The following is a 17,140-nucleotide window of genomic DNA, read 5'->3' on the forward strand; positions in this document are numbered from 1 at the left end:
AGCGCTGATGTCCTGTGCCGTCGGCGCACGCCCGTCGCGAGATGAGAGACCCGCCGTGTCCGACAAGCCCTCCGTGCTGTTCGTCTGCGTCCACAACGCCGGCCGCTCCCAGATGGCCGCCGCCTGGCTCACCCACCTGGCCGGGGACCGCGTCGAGGTCCGCTCCGCCGGCTCCGCGCCCGCCGACGCGGTCAACCCGGCCGCCGTCGAGGCGATGCGCGAGGTCGGCATCGACATGTCCGCCGAGGTGCCGAAGGTCCTGACCGTGGACGCCGTGCGGGCCTCGGACGTGTGCGTCACCATGGGCTGCGGTGACACCTGCCCCGTCTTCCCCGGCAAGCGCTACCTGGACTGGAAACTGGAGGACCCGGCCGGGCAGGGCGTCGAGACCGTCCGGACCGTCCGCGACGAGATCAAGACCCTGGTCGAGGGCCTGATCGCCGAGATCGCCCCGGAGAGGACCGCCTGAGCGGGCGCCGGCCCCAGTACCGTTCCTGCTGACACCAGCGCCCGTGACGTGGTTGTCAAGCCCGAACCGGCGGGCTCACACCGCCACCCTCCACATCGCTCACGCCTCCCTGGCCTCCGAAGGCATAGTCACCGCCGATGACACGCTGACGAGCACTACCGAGACGGAGGATTTCCTTCGCCTCCACAACGGCATCCTGGGCCCTGAGCTGATGGACAAGATGCGTAGCCAGGCCGAGCACTTCAGTGCTGAACCGGTCTCCGGCGACGTCTTAGCCGTCGATCTCACCGGTGAGACCAAGAATGCCACCTACTCGACCGATGCCATCCACCGCGACGAGGCCGTCATCGTCGCGGCACCGACCTCCCCACCCTCCTGGACGCCGGATGCCGCCTCGCTGCCCTCGTCAACAGCAAGTGACCGATAAACCCGACAAAACCACGGCACTCTTCTGAACGGAACGGACTGTTCAGCCCGTCCGTCACTGGTCCCTGCCGATGGGTCTGCAGGGGCCGTCTGTTGTCACCTCACCGTTCTCCGCACCGGCCGGGTCCAACAATCATGGCGTCCGTGCGACCCGATCGCCGCCCCCGCAGATGCGGGGACGACGCGGCCGGCGTGTGGACGGTCCAGTCCGACGTCGAACTACCCCCGCGGGTGCGGGGACGACACCAGTTCCCCGTCCTGCTTAACCCAGTACGAGGAACTACCCCCGCGGGTGCGGGGACGACTCCCAGCCCATCGACGTGATGGAGAACCGCAGGGAACTACCCCCGCGGGTGCGGGGACGACGCCCTCTGCGCGCAGGCAGACCCCGAACTGTGGGAACTACCCCCGCGGGTGCGGGGACGACCACACCACCGAGTCCCTCGCCGTCGACCGGCTGGAACTACCCCCGCGGGTGCAGGGACGACAAGGAGTCCATGGAGAAGCCGCGGGGGTCGACCGAACTACCCCCGCGGGTGCGGGGACGACCCATGGGTCCTTGCCGTCCCCGAGGTTCTCGCAGAACTACCCCCGCGGGTGCGGGGACGACCTGCATTCGTACAAGGAAGGGAACCGGATTCTCGAACTACCCCCGCGGGTGCGGGGACGACGTCCCCCAGTCGCGTGACCGCGCCTACTGGGCGGAACTACCCCCGCGGGTGCGGGGACGACGTCGGCTCGGGGACGGTGGGGGGTGCGAAGGGGGAACTACCCCCGCGGGTGCGGGGACGACATGTCGACCCAGGCGCCGTCGGCCTCGTAGGACGAACTACCCCCGCGGGTGCGGGGACGACTCCTGCAGCTCGGGGGGCAGCTCGGTGTCGGCCGAACTACCCCCGCGGGTGCGGGGACGACGCAGCAGGCCGAGGCCGGTGCCGGCCATCGCGAGAACTACCCCCGCGGGTGCGGGGACGACGCGGTTGCCGTACACCGGGTGCCGCACCCGGCCGAACTACCCCCGCGGGTGCGGGGACGACCCTGAATGACGATACCGGTAGGTGCCGCAATGGGAACTACCCCCGCGGGTGCGGGGACGACGTCCGCCGCGCCAACGGCGGGCCCTCGACGCATGAACTACCCCCGCGGGTGCGGGGACGACCCGATACCGATGCATGGCGTGCGGAGTGTGACCGAACTACCCCGCGGGTGCGGGGACGACGGACGAGGCCGCCTGAGACGGCATTAACCGCGGGAACTACCCCCGCGGGTGCGGGGACGACGTCGCCTATGGCCCCTCGTGTCGCTTGATGACAGAACTACCCCCGCGGGTGCGGGGACGACTCCCCCGGGCCCAGCGGCGGTGCCGGGTCCGGGGAACTACCCCCGCGGGTGCGGGGACGACCCTTACTGACCTGGGGTGTTGTCACGTGATCATGCCGTTTTTCTTTACTTCGTTCGATGCCCTCCAAGGCTGTCCGGAGTTCCCTCGTGGCCTGGACATCAAGGTGAGTCCGTCGAAGTCCGTGGGGGTCCAGCGTTCCTGGCCGGCTGTGCGGACGGTCCATCCCTGCTCCGTCCGGGCCGGCTCGATCATGACGGCTTGGCCGTCGCGGATACGGTCGGCCAGGACTTTCCACAGTCCGTCACGGATCCGAGCATTCGGGCTACCGACGAATACGCCGGGGGCCACCTCGATGAACCAACGGGTCAGGTGCCCTCGGAGCCCCGGAGGGGCCGCGATGAGGACCACCACTGTCGTTGCGGCGCTCATGTGGCCGTGTCTCCGACCGGGTCCGGGATGATGTCGAGGTGGCTGTCCGGGTCGAAGACGTAGGTGCCCCAGTTACGTCCCCCGCCGACCACGCCGTCCCCGTCGTCCCACAGGCCTCCCGAGTCCTCTTCCAGCAGGGTGGTGCCCTTCGGGACCAGCAGGTCTCTGATGTCCGCAACGATCCGGGGCAGTAGTTTTCCCTGGACCACGGAATCCCGGAGAGCTGTGCGTGCGTCCCGTTCCGATGTCAGTCCCTTGGCCGCGAGGTCGAAGGCGAGCGGGATGGTGAACTCGGCCTTGTAGAGGTCGGCGATGTCCAGGACGAAGGACAGTGCGGAGCCGGTGTGGACGAAGCCCAGGGCCGGGCTGGCCCCGATACCGGTGATGACGGCGTGGCAGATGCCGTACAGAGCCGAGTTCGCTGCGGACAGGAGCCGGTTGACGTCGTCGCCTGCTGCGAATGCGTCTCCGGGCTTGTAGTCCCGCTTGGTCCATGTCACCCCGGTGCGTTCGGAGTGCTTGGCGTAGAGGCGGCGTACGCGCGTACCCTCACGCCCCCGTAGCTGCTGGAGAGTCAGCCCGGACGTGTCCTCGTCGGGGAAGCGCAGCTCGTACATGCGGCGGGCAACTGCAACGCGTTCCTTGGGGCGGGTGGCCAGCCATGCCTGCCGCAGTTGGAGCTGGGAGCCACGGGCGACCCCGTGGCCCGAGGCGTACAGGCGGACGCCCTGCTCGCCGACCCAGCACATGGATGTGCCGGAGTCGGCGAGCAGCGCGACCGCCCCGTGGGTGATGCGGCTTCCTGGACCGATCAGGAGGACGGCGAGCCAGGCCGCCGGTACATGGACCACTCGCGCCTTGTTGATCAGGACGACCGCGTTGTCGTCCCGGTCGATGTGGCATCGTTCGACGTACAGGCTGGATACCCGGTCCTCCAGTCTGTGCACCTCCTGCGGCCCGGCCCGCCACCACGGCTCAGCCATTGGCCGTCGCCTTCGCGCGTACCGGCGCCAGGGTGAGGAGTCCCTGCCCGTACCCCTTGGCCGGTCCGATGCCTCCCAGCAGTGTCGACCGCAGCGCGTCCGGGTCCGTCACTCTCAGCCGCCCCTCGAAGGTGGCTGTGGACAGGGTGACGCGCGGGCCGTCCCGGTGCTTGCTGAAGCGCAGGATGTCGCGGCTGACGATGGACACGGCAGGCCCCGGCCCGATCGGGCCGTCCTCGTCGAGTCCGGGGGCCGGCGCGTCGGCCGAGGCTTCGGGAATGGTGAAGCCGTGGCGTTCCGCCCTGTCGATGAGCCAGGCGAGCTGCTGGGCGACCGTCCGGTGGGCCACGCGGAAGCCGCGGGGGCGGCGGTCGGCGTCGGGCCGCTCGGTGCGGGTCTTCAGGCGCTCGTTCTGCTGCTCGCTCGGTTTGGCGGGCCTCGGCACGCTCTGGACCGGGTTGGCGGTCAGGCGGAATCCGAATTCCCTTCCTCGCGCAATGCGTTCGAGCAGTGGCGTGTAGTCGGCGATGAGCGGTTCACCGCCGTCCGCGCCGGGCCAGCCGGCTTCGTCCACCAGGTGCTGCCAGGAGGGGCGGCTCCCGGTGAGGACGAGGATCTCGGCGCGGTGGGCGGTGTTGTTCTCCAGCCGCCACAGCACACGTTCGGTGACGGGCTGTACGGCGAGGCCCGCAAGGATTGCCGCGTGCAGCCGGTGCGGGTTAGACAGCAGGGAGACCGCCTTGCGGCGGCGCGGGTTCAGGGCGATTTTCGACAAGTACGGCATCGGGTCACCACCCCAGGAGAGCGAACGGGTCGTGGTCGGGGTTCACCGAAGGGGATCCCCTGTCGGCAGGCTTCGTCGCCTCCTGGCCGGTCGGGACCGTGACCCACAGGTGCCGCACCGCGCGGCGGCTGAAGAAGGTGCCCGTCCTGAGGTCGTAGGTGTCGGGCACGTCGACGGCGAACTGGTCACCGGTGGGGTCTTCCACTGTGGCCTCCAGCGTCACCTCAGTCCCCTGCACCTGGGCCCGCCGGCGGGTGGACGCCTGCCAGGGCACGTCGGACAGCACGTCCGCGAGTTCGGCGCCGGATCGCAGGCCGAGGCTGACAGGTCCGGTCGGCGGGCAGGAACGGCGGCCCAGGCAGAGTGGGTGGACGGGGTGGCGCACCGCGTGCTCCAGGCGTTCCAGAAGCGGCCTCGGGCCCCGCAGCGCGGCGACGAATACGGCGTCCTGGAGGTAGAAACGCTGGGTGACGCCGGTGTGCTTGGCCGGGCTGGTCCTCGTCTGCATGCCTTTGGTGTTCACCTTGGCGGACGGCAGCGGTACGCCCCGGTGGTCGCTGAAGGTGTGGTAGTCACGCAGCAGTGAGCCCGGCTGGTCGACGCGGATGCCGAGCCGGAGATCGAGCAGGTCGGCGATCGAGGTATCGCGGGAGCGTCCTTCGGCGGCCGCGAGGAGGCCGAGGATGCCGGACTTGGTGGGCTGGGGCCGGGTTTCGCGCCGGTTGTAGCGGGAGGGACCGCCCCAGGACTGCAGGGGTGCGGCCAGCCGCATTACGAGGACGGTGTGGTCGGTCGTCATGCGTCGGCCTTCGCGATCCGGCCCTCGGCCAGCCACTTCCCGACCAGTTCGCCGAGCGAGTCGAGCAGCTCGGGGAAGGTGACGGACGGGCCGAACACTTCGGTGACCTTGTCGGCCTCGATGCTGTAGGCGGCCAGGGTGCGGGCCGGTTCGGCGCCCCAGGTCTCGGCGACGGACCTCAGTTCGTCGGCCAGTCGCACGGCGGACTCGGCCGCCAGGCCGGCGGCTCCCGCCACCGGCTCCTCGTAGGCGGAGACCAGGTTGACCGGCTGGTCGGTGCGGAGGGTGAGGAGCACCAGGTGGGGCAGGGTGCGGTGGGCGAAGGAGTTCATGTGCCCCGTGGGCATGGAGCGGGTGAAGGCGTCGACGAAACGCACGGTCGTCTCGCGTGCGGCCTCGGCGGAGGTGAGGTTGTCGCGGAGCTGGTGCACGCCGAGGACCGCGTACCGGTACAGCGTGGACGAGTTGAACTCGATGGTGCCGATCATGCCTGCGCCGTGGTCCTCGGTGTTCTCGTCGTCCACCGCGGTGTAGTAGTCGAACTCGGTGCGGACCGCATGGGTGGACAGGGCGTGCGCGACCTGGACGGCGGCGTCGACGTTCAGCGAGGGCAGGTCGGCGACCATCCGTCCGAAGAGCGCGACCTCGGCAGGGTGCCCCTTGGTGAGTGTGGCGACGACCGGGAGTTTGGCGACCTGGGCCTTGAGCTCCCCGTCGGGCAGAGCGGCCAGTTCGGCGGCACGGCCGTTCAGCAGCTTGACGATCTCGTCGAGCTGTCGCTTGCCGAAGAAGAGGAGGTAGGCCGACTGCTCCTCCTTCTTGGACGACTTGGTGATGCCGAGGGGCTCCAGCAGCGCGGCGGTCAGGCGGTCGGCCTGGGCTGTTTCGAGTCCTGCACCGCCTTCGGCTGCCGGCCGGGTGAGCCGCTCGGCGAGGAGGGAGGCGATCCGCTTGGTCCGGGTTGCGCGGTCGGCCGGCTCGACGGCCTTGGCGAACTCGGTGCGGGTGGCCCGCTTCCACGCCTGGGAGGAGACTCGAGCGCGGCGGGCGCCGCCGTAGAGCGCCTGCTTCGGGGTTCCCGAGTCGTCCCGGTTGGCGTTGGACGGCGGCAGGCTCTGCAGGACGTGGACCTCGACGAACAGGGTGGGCTGGGGCATGGGCCGGCTCCTCGGTGGCATGAGATGTCGCCGGACGGCGACACGGGTCTGAAGACGTAAGGGGGAGGCGGTGCCGGACGGGAAACGGCCGCCCGGCCCAGGTGTCAGGAGTTCGTGGACATGGTCCCGACACGGAAGTCGCGGTCCCAGTGGTCACGGAAACGGCCTTGGGCGTACGGCAGTTCCGGGTCGTCCCATGTCCGCAGGGCAGTGCGCAGCAGGTCGTAGTCGAGGCCGATGTCGGCGCGGCTGAGCATGGTGACGAATCCCCGCAGGTGCATCGCCAGCTCGCCGGTGTCGGTCGAGGTGAGCAGGGCGCCGAACCGGCGTTCCAGTGCTTCCTCACCGCTGCCGCTCCTCACCTGCAGCAGGCGTGCGGCGGTGCCGGGGCTGTTGCCGGGGACGTGCACCGCCCGGCTGCGGCCCTGCTGGTGCCGGCCGAAGAGGGTCAGTGCGGTGTGTTCGGCGACCAGGTCCCTGGTGAGGGCACCCTTGTCGCGCAGTTCCGAAGGCATACGGGTCGTGTAGTAGGGCCACATCGCGGGCACGGTGCCGGCTTCCCGCCCGGCACCGGATCTCAGTGCCGCCAACTGCCCGCCGTTCTCGGGCCGGTCCGGGTCGAACCGCGCCCAGTACGGAAGAGTTTCCGCCTGCCGGTCCGGGGCGTCCCCCGGGGCGGACGGATCACCGTACTGGAGTCCCCAGGACCGCAGCACCCGGCCCTGGTGCGGCCCTTCCCAGGTGGCCAGGTCGTGCATCAGCCGTGTGTAGTCGAGTCCGATGCCCGACTGCCGCAGCAGGGGGACGAGCCGGTACAGGTGTTGGACCAGTTCGTGGAGGTCCTGCGCGGTGGCGGCCGCGATCAGCCGCCGTTCCACGGCGCTCTCCGAGAGCGTCTCGGCTCGGCGCAGCGCCTGGCACGCCCGGCCCAGGCCCGTCCCCGGCCGGTGGACGGGCTCCGCCCCCTGCTGGTGCCTGCCGAACAGGGTGAGCGCGGCGTGTTCGGCGACGTAGGGGGCCGGTAGGCGGTCCGAGGCCCGTTCGGCGTCCGTGAGCTCCACACGGTGCGCGTACCGCATGGCCGCGACGGTGCCGGGCTCGTTCCCAATGCCGTCACGCAGGCCGCGCAGCATCCGCGTGATGTTCTCCGAGAACCCGGGCCTGCCCTCCCGTGCGCGGGTGCGCCGGTCGTCGGCCGCCTCCTCCCAGAAATAGGCACGACGGCCGGTCCGGGGCCCGCCGACTGAGGCGCTCATGTTGTTGCCTTCCCGTTGTCCGGGGATTCCTCGGTGGCCAGGGGCAGAATCTCGGCAAGTTTCTTGTAGAAGGCCCCGACGGCCTTTCCACTGCGATGGACGACGTCCTTGCCGTTCACCTTCACGACGCGCCCCACCACCGCACGCGGTGGCACTGCGGCAAGCAGCGTCTCGGCCTCCCTGACGGCCGCCGCCCGCACGGACAGCTCCCAGGCCAACTCGGCGCGCTCCAGCAGATCGTCGTCCTCGCCGACGGTGCGCAGTCCGGCGAGCAGACGGCGCATGGTTCCGTCGAGGACGTGCAGGAACCGCGAGGAAGGCCGCTGCCCCTTGTCGCGGGGCAGCGGATCACCGCCCGAGGCGCGCCTCAGGTCGTTGTCGAGGTTGTCCAGGGCACGGCCGGCCCGGTCGGCCTGGCTCGCACATTCCAGGATCACGGCGCGCAACCAGTCGTTCTCGGCGAGCAGGGAAGCCACGGGGAGCGGCAGGCTGTCACCGATGGCGTTCTCGACGACAGCGGACTGGTTGCCGTATTCGAGACCGCAGATCTCCACCCCGAGGGGGTAGTCGGCGGGAAGGGCGTCATCGGCCCGCAGATCGCCTGCCTGCCGGAGGAGGGCGGAGGTGTACGGCCCGTCGCCCTCCACCGGCAGGGCCAGTGCGAGCAGTGTGCCGAGTCCCTGCCAGGCGGCGCGCCCCGAAACGTGGCGGCGCGGACGTCGCTGGGGTTGCCCGGCTTTCGGCTTCGCCGTGTGGGACCAGGCGGTGTGCGGGTCCCGCTCCGGTGTCCGGGCCAGCCGGTCACCTGCTGACACGATCACGCGGTGCACGCGCGGCCCTTCCTCCGTCTCGCGGGCGATCAGCCGGATCCGGCGTGACTGGAAGGTGAACAGGTCCAACAGGCCACCGGTCGGGCGCGTCGACCACTCGGGCCCGGCCGGGGACTTCCAGCCGAGCGATGCCGGACGCTCGTCCCAGGCCCATTGGGGGCGGTCCGCCGGGTCCAGACCGTCAGGCAGGATCGGCGTGTTCAACATCAGCGTCTCGAACAGGTTCCGGCCGACCGGGACGACCACCCCGAGCTGACCGAGCGGGCCGGTCGGGTTTCCAGTGGTCTTGCCGTTCTTCGCCTGCGGATCGCCCACGGCCCCGGTCTTGATGGAAGCCGTGTCCCAGCAGTGCGCGTGGAGCAGCCACAGCAGCGCCTGGCCCGGCGTCAGCAGCAGCTCGTCCGCCTCGGTGAGCGCGCTGAACAGCGGCACGTTGTTGCCGGAGGCGATCGACGGCACGAGCTGCGCGACCGACTTCGTCTCGCCGTTCAATGCCTCCAGGTCCGCAACCTGCGCGAACGGCTGCTCGCCTCCCAGGATCCGGAAACGGTCGCCGTAGCGGCGGGGGCCGAGGTAGTCGGTCAGCAGCTCGACCTCGGCGTCCGAGAAGCGGCCGTGCCCGAACCGCTCCGCCCACTCCCGCCGTGTGCGCGGCACACCGATGGCGTCCAGTACCACCGGCAGCAGAAGCTGCCGAAGCAGTGCGGGCAGCATCGTCGACGCCGGCAGTTCGAGCCGCTGTGTCGTGTGCGCATCCACCAGCACGTCCAGCAGGCCCGTCGTGCAGCTCGTACCGTCGGCATCGACCGCGCCCAGCCATGCGCCGCGGACGAGATCTCCGTCGGTCTCCATGAGACTCCCCCTTCCAAAAATCACGTGCACACCTCACGGACGTGCGCCGGTCGGGCGGGTAGCCCGGCACTCAAGAACCGGCTTCCCGACGGCCGCCGAGAGCCTTTCAGCACAAGGTTCAATTCTTCAAGCCGTTCGGCAGATTCGGCGGAACTGTTCCGTCGGGCCACGGACCGCGATAGGATCCTGCGGGCGCGCGGGGCGGTGCCCCCTCCCCGATGCGGGGGTGTTCCCGTTCAGTTCTTGGCAGTCGTCCCCGCCCTTGCGGGGTGCTCGAAGCTCCGGGCGCGGCTCCGCGCGCTTCATCAACCCTGTTCGACGATCAACCCCAGCACGTCGTCGTACGAGATCCGGTGCCCGCCCAGCACGGCTTTCCCGTCCTCTTCGAGCACCAGTGCCCGCGCGTACCGGAGCCACGGATGGCCGCTCCACCCCGGCAGCGGTGCGAGTCCCGCTTCCGTGGCCTCCGCCACCTCTGTCAGCCGTGTCGGCAACCGCACCGTGCCGCCGAGTAGCCGGTCGACCACCGTCTCGTCGACCACTTCGCCGTGGACGCCGATCCACGTCCCGTCGTGCGCCCGGCACCCGCCGTCCGAGCGGCGGACGATCACGGTCTCCACCGATCGCCCACCGTCCCGCACCACCGCGTCGAGCTCCTCCTCCGAAGCCGCCCGGCTGCCCGCGTAGTGGAGTCCCTCCAGGGTCGGCGCCCCCCACTCGCGGGGGCGCGTCAACAAAAAACCCTCGGCGTTCCTCTCCCGTTGCTCCTGCTTCGCCCGCCACAGCTCCCGGGCTGCTGCCTCGTCCCATTCCGGCGGGCAGATCTCCGGCGTCCCGTAGCCCCTGGCAACCAGGCTCGGCACATCCGCCGGGATACTCCATCCGGCCTCCGTCGAACCCCCTCCGCCCAGCGGCCCAGCGGCCTCGGCGACCAGGGCCGCCGCCCGCAGCAGCGGCCACTCCCCGTAGATCGCCTTCGACGCGGGCAGGAATCGCGGGCGTCCTCCCCCGCCGGCCGCCACACCCGTCACCAGGACGCGCGGCCGGGCGAGCCCCTTCGGCCGCCTGGTCCCGTCGTGCCGGTGGAGACGCCCGATGCGCTGCAGCAGCAGATCGACGGGGGCGAGATCGGTCACCAGGAGATCCGCATCCACGTCGAACGACTGCTCGGCAAGCTGTGTGGCGACCACCACCATCCGGCCGGGCCGCCCCTCACCGGCTCCGGGTCCCAGCAGCCGCAGGCACTCCTCGGTGCGTTCCGCCCGGTGGGTCGAGCACAACCGCCCGTGCAGCAATCGCAGTTCGCCCTCGAACCCGCCCTCGACCAGTGCCCGGTGGATCGCCTGTGCGCGATCGACCTGATTGACCACCACCAACGCCACACCGCCGCCGGCGACCGCTTGCCGCACCGCCGCGGCGATCGACGCCCCGTCCCGGTCAATGCCGGGCAACCAGTCGACCCGGGTCGGCATCGAACCACGCCAGGACGGCACGGCTTCGCGCGAGCTCACCGCCACCGGAGCCCCGTCGAGCGCGTAAGCAGCAGTGACACACGGATAGCCGGCGGCTTCAGGAACCGGACAGGCCGCATCGGCCGAGCCGAGGGCACCCGACAGATACGCGTCGGCGAAGGCCTGCCGCTGTACCGGCGGAAGCGTCGCCGAGAGCAGGACCACCGGAACCCCGGCCTGCCCGAGCCAGCGCAACGCCTCCAGAAGGAACTGCCGCATGTAGACGTCCGCGGCGTGCACCTCGTCCACGATCACAACCTTGCCGACCAGCCCGGCGAAACGCAGCATCACATGCCGCGTACGGGTCGCCGCGTGAAGGAGATGGTCGACGGTCCCGACGGCGAACGCCGTGAGCAGTCCCCGCTTGTTGCCCAGGAACCAGCGCGCCGGACCGTCGGCCCGCTCCTCCGCGCCGCTGCTTCCCTCCGTCGACCAGGAAGGCATGCCGTACTCGGCATCCTCCTCGGTCGCACCGTAGACATCGAACGGATCAAGGTCGGCCGACTCCCCTTCCCCTGCGAACCCCCCGACCCGGTTCCGCCGCTGCCCCTCCCATATCTCGCGCCACTCCGGGTTGAACCGGCGCCTGCCGTGCAGCAGCCCGACCTGCGCCTCCAGCTCCGGATCGAACGACCGCACCCAGCTCAGCACCTGCTCGTACATCGGGTCACTCGTCGCCTGCGTCGGCATGGCCACGAACACCCCGTCCAAACCGAACCGCGCCGCCAACACCTCCGCCGCCGCCAGCGCGGCCTTCGTCTTGCCCTCCCCCATCGGCGCCTCGGCCACCATCAGCCCGGGAACGGGCATCGACCACGCCTGCTCGACCAGTTCCCGTTGCGAGGCCCGCGGAACTACCCCCAGGCGCTGTGTCAACGGAGCCAACGGCCCCTCAGGCAGCGGGAGTCCACCCCATCCGCCCCGCAGCCCGAGCCGCCGCCACGCCTCCTCGGCACGCTGCCGGGAGCCGGCCGGAGACACCTTCCGCGCATCCGCAAGTCCTTCGAACTGTTCGCTGTCACTGGCGATCCAGTCCGCCATGACGATCAGCCCGGACAGAGCCAACTGCTCCGCCTTGTTCAGCGCGCCCGCCGGCCGCACGTCAGCCAGGTCCTCGAAACCGACGGCTCGGGTGAACACGTCCACGACGGCCTTCTGGACCTCCTCCCAAGAGGACCCACGCCCCTGCACCTCACGGTGCTTCGGCCTCAGCCCCTGAACGGACGGAAACGTCCCGTGATGGCCGGCCACCAGCGGCCACACCCACGCCGCACTGTCCGCGCTCCCCCACTCAGCGACCAGCCTCGGCCTCAGCAACGCCGCCCCCGCCACATCGTGCCGCCATCGCTGCCTCCGATCCACCGGAAGCCGCCCCCACGCCAGACCGGCCTCCTTGACCGGTGCCGCCTCGGCATCGTCCAACGCCTGAAACGCGGGGCACGCCTTTCCGCAGTCGTGGATCCCGCAGACCCACATGAACCACGTACGCCCACGCCCGCCGCTGATCTCGTCAAGCCGACGCCGGAACGCGGACGACAAGTAGTGGTCCCACATCACCCCAGCCACGGCAGCCGTGTCCAGCAAGTGTCCGAGCAACAGGTGCGTCCGCCCCCGATTCCGTGCCGCAGACTTCCCCCACAACCGCGACACCCTGATGACGCTCTCTTCCGACAGCCCCATCACCCGCATCAGGTCGACAACCGACCGCCCATCCTCCACCGGCGTGGTTCTCCCTCCGTACAGTGGATCCGCACCATAGACCGCCCCACTGACAACACCCCTTGGTCACATGCCCAGACCGAAGACCCTGCCGAATGAAAACCGGCCCGCCTGTTAGCATCGCCGCAGGTCAAGAAGGGTCGTCCCCGCACCCGCGGGGGTAGTTCGGGGCCGCGGTCGCGCAGGATGCTCCACGAGACGTCGTCCCCGCACCCGCGGGGGTAGTTCGGTGGACCCCCGGGGGCCGGGGGTGGGCATGGGGTCGTCCCCGCACCCGCGGGGGTAGTTCGCGCGGCGCCGCCCACGACCGTCCGGAGTCCGGGTCGTCCCCGCACCCGCGGGGGTAGTTCGGCTGAGCGATGACCCCACGCTGCGGGCCGAGCGTCGTCCCCGCACCCGCGGGGGTAGTTCGCCACTGGTGGGGGGACATCGGGGGGTAGGGAAGTCGTCCCCGCACCCGCGGGGGTAGTTCCCTGTTCCCCTGAGAGGGGGGAACGCCCGGGGAGTCGTCCCCGCACCCGCGGGGGTAGTTCGGCGATCCTGGACTTCTACGGAGCCCCGATCGGGTCGTCCCCGCACCCGCGGGGGTAGTTCGTTCCCCGGCCGCGGGTGGTGGTCCGGGCGCCCGTCGTCCCCGCACCCGCGGGGGTAGTTCCTGCTGCGCAGTCTCCGGCATCGGTCCGCCAAGGTCGTCCCCGCACCCGCGGGGGTAGTTCGATGAGCAGGTAGACGGTCCACAGCGGGACGAGGTCGTCCCCGCACCCGCGGGGGTAGTTCGACGACCTGTGATGACGTGGCCTCCGCCGCGGCGTCGTCCCCGCACCCGCGGGGGTAGTTCCGTGATCTTCGTGCTGACCGACGGGGCCGGATCGTCGTCCCCGCACCCGCGGGGGTAGTTCGACCGGGTGGACCATCAACCAGGACGGCAGCGCGTCGTCCCCGCACCCGCGGGGGTAGTTCGCCCCGCTGGAAGTCCCGCCTCCGCTGGGACGAGTCGTCCCCGCACCCGCGGGGGTAGTTCGCTGGGCCCGGCGGCGGCGGCGATCTGCACCAGGTCGTCCCCGCACCCGCGGGGGTAGTTCGCCGATGTCCGGGCCGTTCACGTTCGACCTGATGTCGTCCCCGCACCCGCGGGGGTAGTTCGGCGCGCAGGCTGCGGTAGGCGGTTCCCTTGTTGTCGTCCCCGCACCCGCGGGGGTAGTTCTGTGCAAGCGCCGTGGAACCGGTCCGGCTTCCTGTCGTCCCCGCACCCGCGGGGGTAGTTCACCGGGAGGGGAGTCCGCATCCCTGCGCCCGGCGTCGTCCCCGCACCCGCGGGGGTAGTTCTCCCCTGCTGCGGGGTGGTCTGCCTGCTGTGTAGTCGTCCCCGCACCCGCGGGGGTAGTTCTTTCCGTACGGTGTCGTCGCGCGGCTTGAGGACGTCGTCCCCGCACCCGCGGGGGTAGTTCGCCCCGCACCGCCACGCATCGGCCGGCCACCAGGTCGTCCCCGCACCCGCGGGGGTAGTTCGCACCTTCTGCGCGGTGGCCCGGGAGATCCCCCGTCGTCCCCGCACCCGCGGGGGTAGTTCGCAGCAGGCCATCGAGACCGCCGCCCGCGCCGTGTCGTCCCCGCACCCGCGGGGGTAGTTCACGTCGCGGCCGCGGTGCCGAGCCCGGCCCCGGCGTCGTCCCCGCACCCGCGGGGGTAGTTCGATGTCCGGCGCCTCGGACGCGGTCCGCGCGGCGTCGTCCCCGCACCCGCGGGGGTAGTTCTGGTCAGGGCGCTGGCTACACTGACCGTGTTCTGTCGTCCCCGCACCCGCGGGGGTAGTTCTGGGTAGTTGTTCGGCCCGGCGTAGCGGAGACCGTCGTCCCCGCTCCCGCGGGGGTAGTTCGGCCCTCGGCTACGGCGCACACTTCGTCAACGGGTCGTCCCCGCACCCGCGGGGGTAGTTCGAACGACTCCGGCGCCATGGTCACCGGTACGAAGTCGTCCCCGCACCCGCGGGGGTAGTTCGGGCTACCGGTCCGGAGGGTCCGGGGTGACGATGTCGTCCCCGCACCCGCGGGGGTAGTTCTCCCCCGGTCCGGACACCACCGGTGATCTCCTCGTCGTCCCCGCACCCGCGGGGTAGTTCCTACGGCCAGATCGGGTGGCGGTACGGGGCCAAGTCGTCCCCGCACCCGCGGGGGTAGTTCCCGGCTCTGCGGAGTCCGGTCGAGGATGAGCGGGTCGTCCCCGCACCCGCGGGGGTAGTTCGCTGCTCCCGCTCTACCAGGCCCCGGTGACCGGGTCGTCCCCGCACCCGCGGGGGTAGTTCGAACGGCAAGCCGAGGAAGACCCCCCCCCCGCCCGGGTCGTCCCTGCACCCGCGGGGATAGTTCGCTGACCGACGAGACCGGCCTCGTCCACCGCGTGTCGTCCCTGCACCCGCGGGGGTAGTTCCCTGTTCGGCGAGACGACACTGATGCTGCGCGGGTCGTCCCTGCACCCGCAGGGGTAGTTCGTGATCACCGGCCAGGCGGGGACGGTGCCGCCCGTCGTCCCTGCACCCGCGGGGGTAGTTCGGTCGGACTCGCCCTGTCCACGGGGGTGATGGTGTCGTCCCTGCACCCGCGGGAGTAATTCGACGGCGCAGCTCTGGCCGCGCTGGCACGGGCAGTCGTCCCTGCACCCGCGGGGGTAGTTCCTCCTCCCGCCGCGGCCCCCTGCGTTTCCAGGAGTCGTCCCTGCACCCGCGGGGGTAGTTCGCGGCAGCACCTGATGGTGGTGGGTGCGGTGGCGTCGTCCCTGCATCGGCGGGGGTAGTTCGGACGTTTACGACGCGGTGCGGCACCTGTGGCGGTCGTCCCTGCACCCGCGGGGGTAGTTCGCTGTCCCCGCTACCTCGCGCCACTGCGGCGCCGTCGTCCCTGCACCCGCGGGGGTAGTTCGTAGAGGTAGACCTCGGCCTTGCTGATCGTGGCGTCGTCCCCGCAACCGCGGGGGTAGTTCCCGGGTGGAGAACGCCGCCGCAACCGGCCGGGCGTCGTCCCCGCACCCGCGGGGGTAGTTCTCCCTCCGCCTCCGGCCAGAGTTCCCGGGCTCTGTCGTCCCCGCACCCGCAGGGGGTAGTTCCTGCTCGCAGAGGAACACTGACCCATGGACCGCGTCGTCCCCGCACCCGCGGGGGTAGTTCGCCGTACGCGTTCTATGGTGGCCAGCACTTGAGGTCGTCCCCGCACTCGCGGGGGTAGTTCCGAGGTCACGCGATGAGCACCGTCCCTGGTTTCGTCGTCCCCGCACCCGCGGGGGGTAGTTCTCGGTGATCTCCGGGGTGATCCCTGCCTCCTCGGTCGTCCCCGCACCTGCGGGGGTAGTTCCTGATCCCGGGTGGCGTTCTTCCCGGCCTCCGGGTCACCCCTGCGCCCGCGAGGGTGACCCGGAGGCAGTCCGGGCGGCTTGCATGCGCACCGGTCGTCCTCGCACACGCAGGGTGGCCCCCAGGGCAGCTCGTAGACTGATCGGTAGCAGGAGTCGTTCTCGCGCGCAGGGATAGTTACCCACCGGGAGGCACCCGTGAAGATGCTGATCAACGTCCCCGAGACCGTGGTGGCCGACGCGCTGCGCGGGATGGCGGTGGCCCATCCGGAGCTGGCGGTGGACGTGGAGAACCGGGTGGTGGTGCGGCGGGACGCACCGGTGCCGGGGAAGGTGGCGCTGGTCTCGGGCGGCGGGTCGGGGCACGAGCCGCTGCACGCGGGGTTCGTCGGACGCGGGATGCTGGACGCGGCGTGCCCGGGCGAGGTGTTCACCTCGCCGGTGCCCGACCAGATGGTGCGGGCCGCGGCGGCCGTGGACAGCGGGCGGGGCGTGCTGTTCGTGGTGAAGAACTACACAGGCGACGTGCTCAACTTCGACATGGCGGCGGAACTGGCCGAGGACGAGGGCGTACAGGTGGCCAAGGTCCTGGTCAACGACGACGTGGCGGTGGTCGACAGCCTCTACACCGCCGGGCGGCGCGGCACCGGGGCCACGCTGTTCGTGGAGAAGATCGCCGGGGCGCTCGCCGAGGAGGGCGCGCCGCTGGAGGCGGTGCAGGCGGTCGCCCGCCGGGTCAACGAGTCCTCTCGCAGCTTCGGTGTGGCGCTGGGCGCGTGCACCACGCCCGCCAAGGGCGGCCCCACGTTCGACCTGCCCCTGGGGGAGCTGGAGCTGGGCATCGGGATCCACGGCGAGCCCGGGCGCGAGCGCCGCCCGATGATGACCTCCGGGGAGATCGCGGACTTCGCGGTGGACGCGGTCCTGGACGACCTGGCCCCCGACAGCCCGGTGATCGTGCTGGTCAACGGCATGGGGGCAACCCCGCTGCTGGAGCTGTACGGGTTCGGCGCCGAGGTGCAGCGGGCCCTGGGGGCGCGCGGGACGGCCGTGGCCCGCACACTGGTGGGCAACTACGTCACCTCGCTGGACATGCCGGGCGCCTCGGTCACCGTGTGCGAGGTGGACGAGGAGCTGCTGCGCCTGTGGGACGCCCCGGTGTGCACCCCGGGGCTGCGCCGGGGCTGCTGAACGGGACGTCCGCCCGGCCCGGCCCGGCGGACGCGCTGTTTCGCGCCCCG

Annotated in this window: 11 protein-coding genes and 2 CRISPR repeat arrays; of the genes, 3 read left to right on the forward strand and 8 right to left on the reverse strand. The window is 71.1% G+C overall.

The window, feature by feature from the left end; translation table 11 throughout:
• The first annotated feature begins 55 nt into the window (after positions 1-55).
• Together GQS52_RS02225 and GQS52_RS02230 are read left to right on the forward strand one after the other, a co-directional pair.
• Positions 56-469, forward strand: a complete 414-nt coding sequence (locus GQS52_RS02225) for an arsenate reductase ArsC (RefSeq protein WP_182311414.1) — start codon at positions 56-58, stop codon at positions 467-469.
• 43 nt (positions 470-512) lie between these two features.
• Positions 513-896 carry a hypothetical protein gene (locus GQS52_RS02230; protein WP_182311415.1) on the forward strand — a complete coding sequence of 128 codons (384 nt, stop codon included), beginning with the start codon at positions 513-515 and terminating at the stop codon, positions 894-896.
• Between the two features lie 154 nt (positions 897-1,050).
• Positions 1,051-2,297: a CRISPR direct-repeat array (repeat unit 28 nt; unit sequence GAACTACCCCCGCGGGTGCGGGGACGAC).
• Positions 2,298-2,318: 21 nt separating this feature from the next.
• On the opposite strand, the gene cas2e is transcribed toward GQS52_RS02230, so the two are convergent.
• From cas2e to cas3, 8 genes are all read right to left on the reverse strand, one after another.
• Entirely contained in the window at positions 2,319-2,666 is a 348-nt protein-coding gene (cas2e, locus tag GQS52_RS02235; protein WP_182311416.1) for a type I-E CRISPR-associated endoribonuclease Cas2e, read from the reverse strand.
• The gene (gene cas1e / locus GQS52_RS02240; RefSeq protein WP_182311417.1) at positions 2,663-3,649 is read right to left on the reverse strand and encodes a type I-E CRISPR-associated endonuclease Cas1e; all 987 of its coding nucleotides are present in this window, start codon (positions 3,647-3,649) and stop codon (positions 2,663-2,665) included. Before cas1e ends, cas2e begins: the two co-directional genes overlap by 4 nt.
• Positions 3,642-4,433, reverse strand: coding sequence for a type I-E CRISPR-associated protein Cas6/Cse3/CasE (gene cas6e / locus GQS52_RS02245; RefSeq protein WP_182311418.1), 792 nt, complete (start codon positions 4,431-4,433; stop codon positions 3,642-3,644). Before cas6e ends, cas1e begins: the two co-directional genes overlap by 8 nt.
• A gap of 4 nt (positions 4,434-4,437) precedes the next feature.
• Complete coding sequence (gene cas5e, locus GQS52_RS02250) at positions 4,438-5,232, reverse strand: type I-E CRISPR-associated protein Cas5/CasD (protein WP_182311419.1); 795 nt, start codon at positions 5,230-5,232, stop codon at positions 4,438-4,440.
• Positions 5,229-6,389 (reverse strand): type I-E CRISPR-associated protein Cas7/Cse4/CasC, encoded by a 1,161-nt coding sequence (cas7e, locus tag GQS52_RS02255; RefSeq protein ID WP_182311420.1) that lies wholly within the window; start codon positions 6,387-6,389, stop codon positions 5,229-5,231. Before cas7e ends, cas5e begins: the two co-directional genes overlap by 4 nt.
• A 104-nt stretch (positions 6,390-6,493) precedes the next feature.
• Positions 6,494-7,645: a type I-E CRISPR-associated protein Cse2/CasB gene (gene casB / locus GQS52_RS02260; RefSeq protein ID WP_182311421.1), complete on the reverse strand. Its 1,152-nt coding sequence runs from the start codon at positions 7,643-7,645 to the stop codon at positions 6,494-6,496.
• Positions 7,642-9,327 (reverse strand): type I-E CRISPR-associated protein Cse1/CasA, encoded by a 1,686-nt coding sequence (gene casA / locus GQS52_RS02265; RefSeq protein WP_182311422.1) that lies wholly within the window; start codon positions 9,325-9,327, stop codon positions 7,642-7,644. Before casA ends, casB begins: the two co-directional genes overlap by 4 nt.
• A gap of 305 nt (positions 9,328-9,632) precedes the next feature.
• Entirely contained in the window at positions 9,633-12,527 is a 2,895-nt protein-coding gene (cas3, locus tag GQS52_RS02270; RefSeq protein ID WP_182316156.1) for a CRISPR-associated helicase Cas3', read from the reverse strand.
• 167 nt (positions 12,528-12,694) lie between these two features.
• Positions 12,695-15,901: direct repeats of the CRISPR family, unit length 28 nt; unit sequence GTCGTCCCCGCACCCGCGGGGGTAGTTC.
• A gap of 196 nt (positions 15,902-16,097) precedes the next feature.
• Between cas3 and dhaK the strand changes: the two genes are divergently transcribed.
• Positions 16,098-17,090 carry a dihydroxyacetone kinase subunit DhaK gene (dhaK, locus tag GQS52_RS02275; protein WP_182311423.1) on the forward strand — a complete coding sequence of 331 codons (993 nt, stop codon included), beginning with the start codon at positions 16,098-16,100 and terminating at the stop codon, positions 17,088-17,090.
• Positions 17,091-17,140 lie beyond the last annotated feature (50 nt).

The sequence above is a fragment of the Streptomyces sp. SCUT-3 genome, from assembly GCF_014083985.1.
Lineage (GTDB): Bacteria > Actinomycetota > Actinomycetes > Streptomycetales > Streptomycetaceae > Streptomyces_H > Streptomyces_H thermolineatus.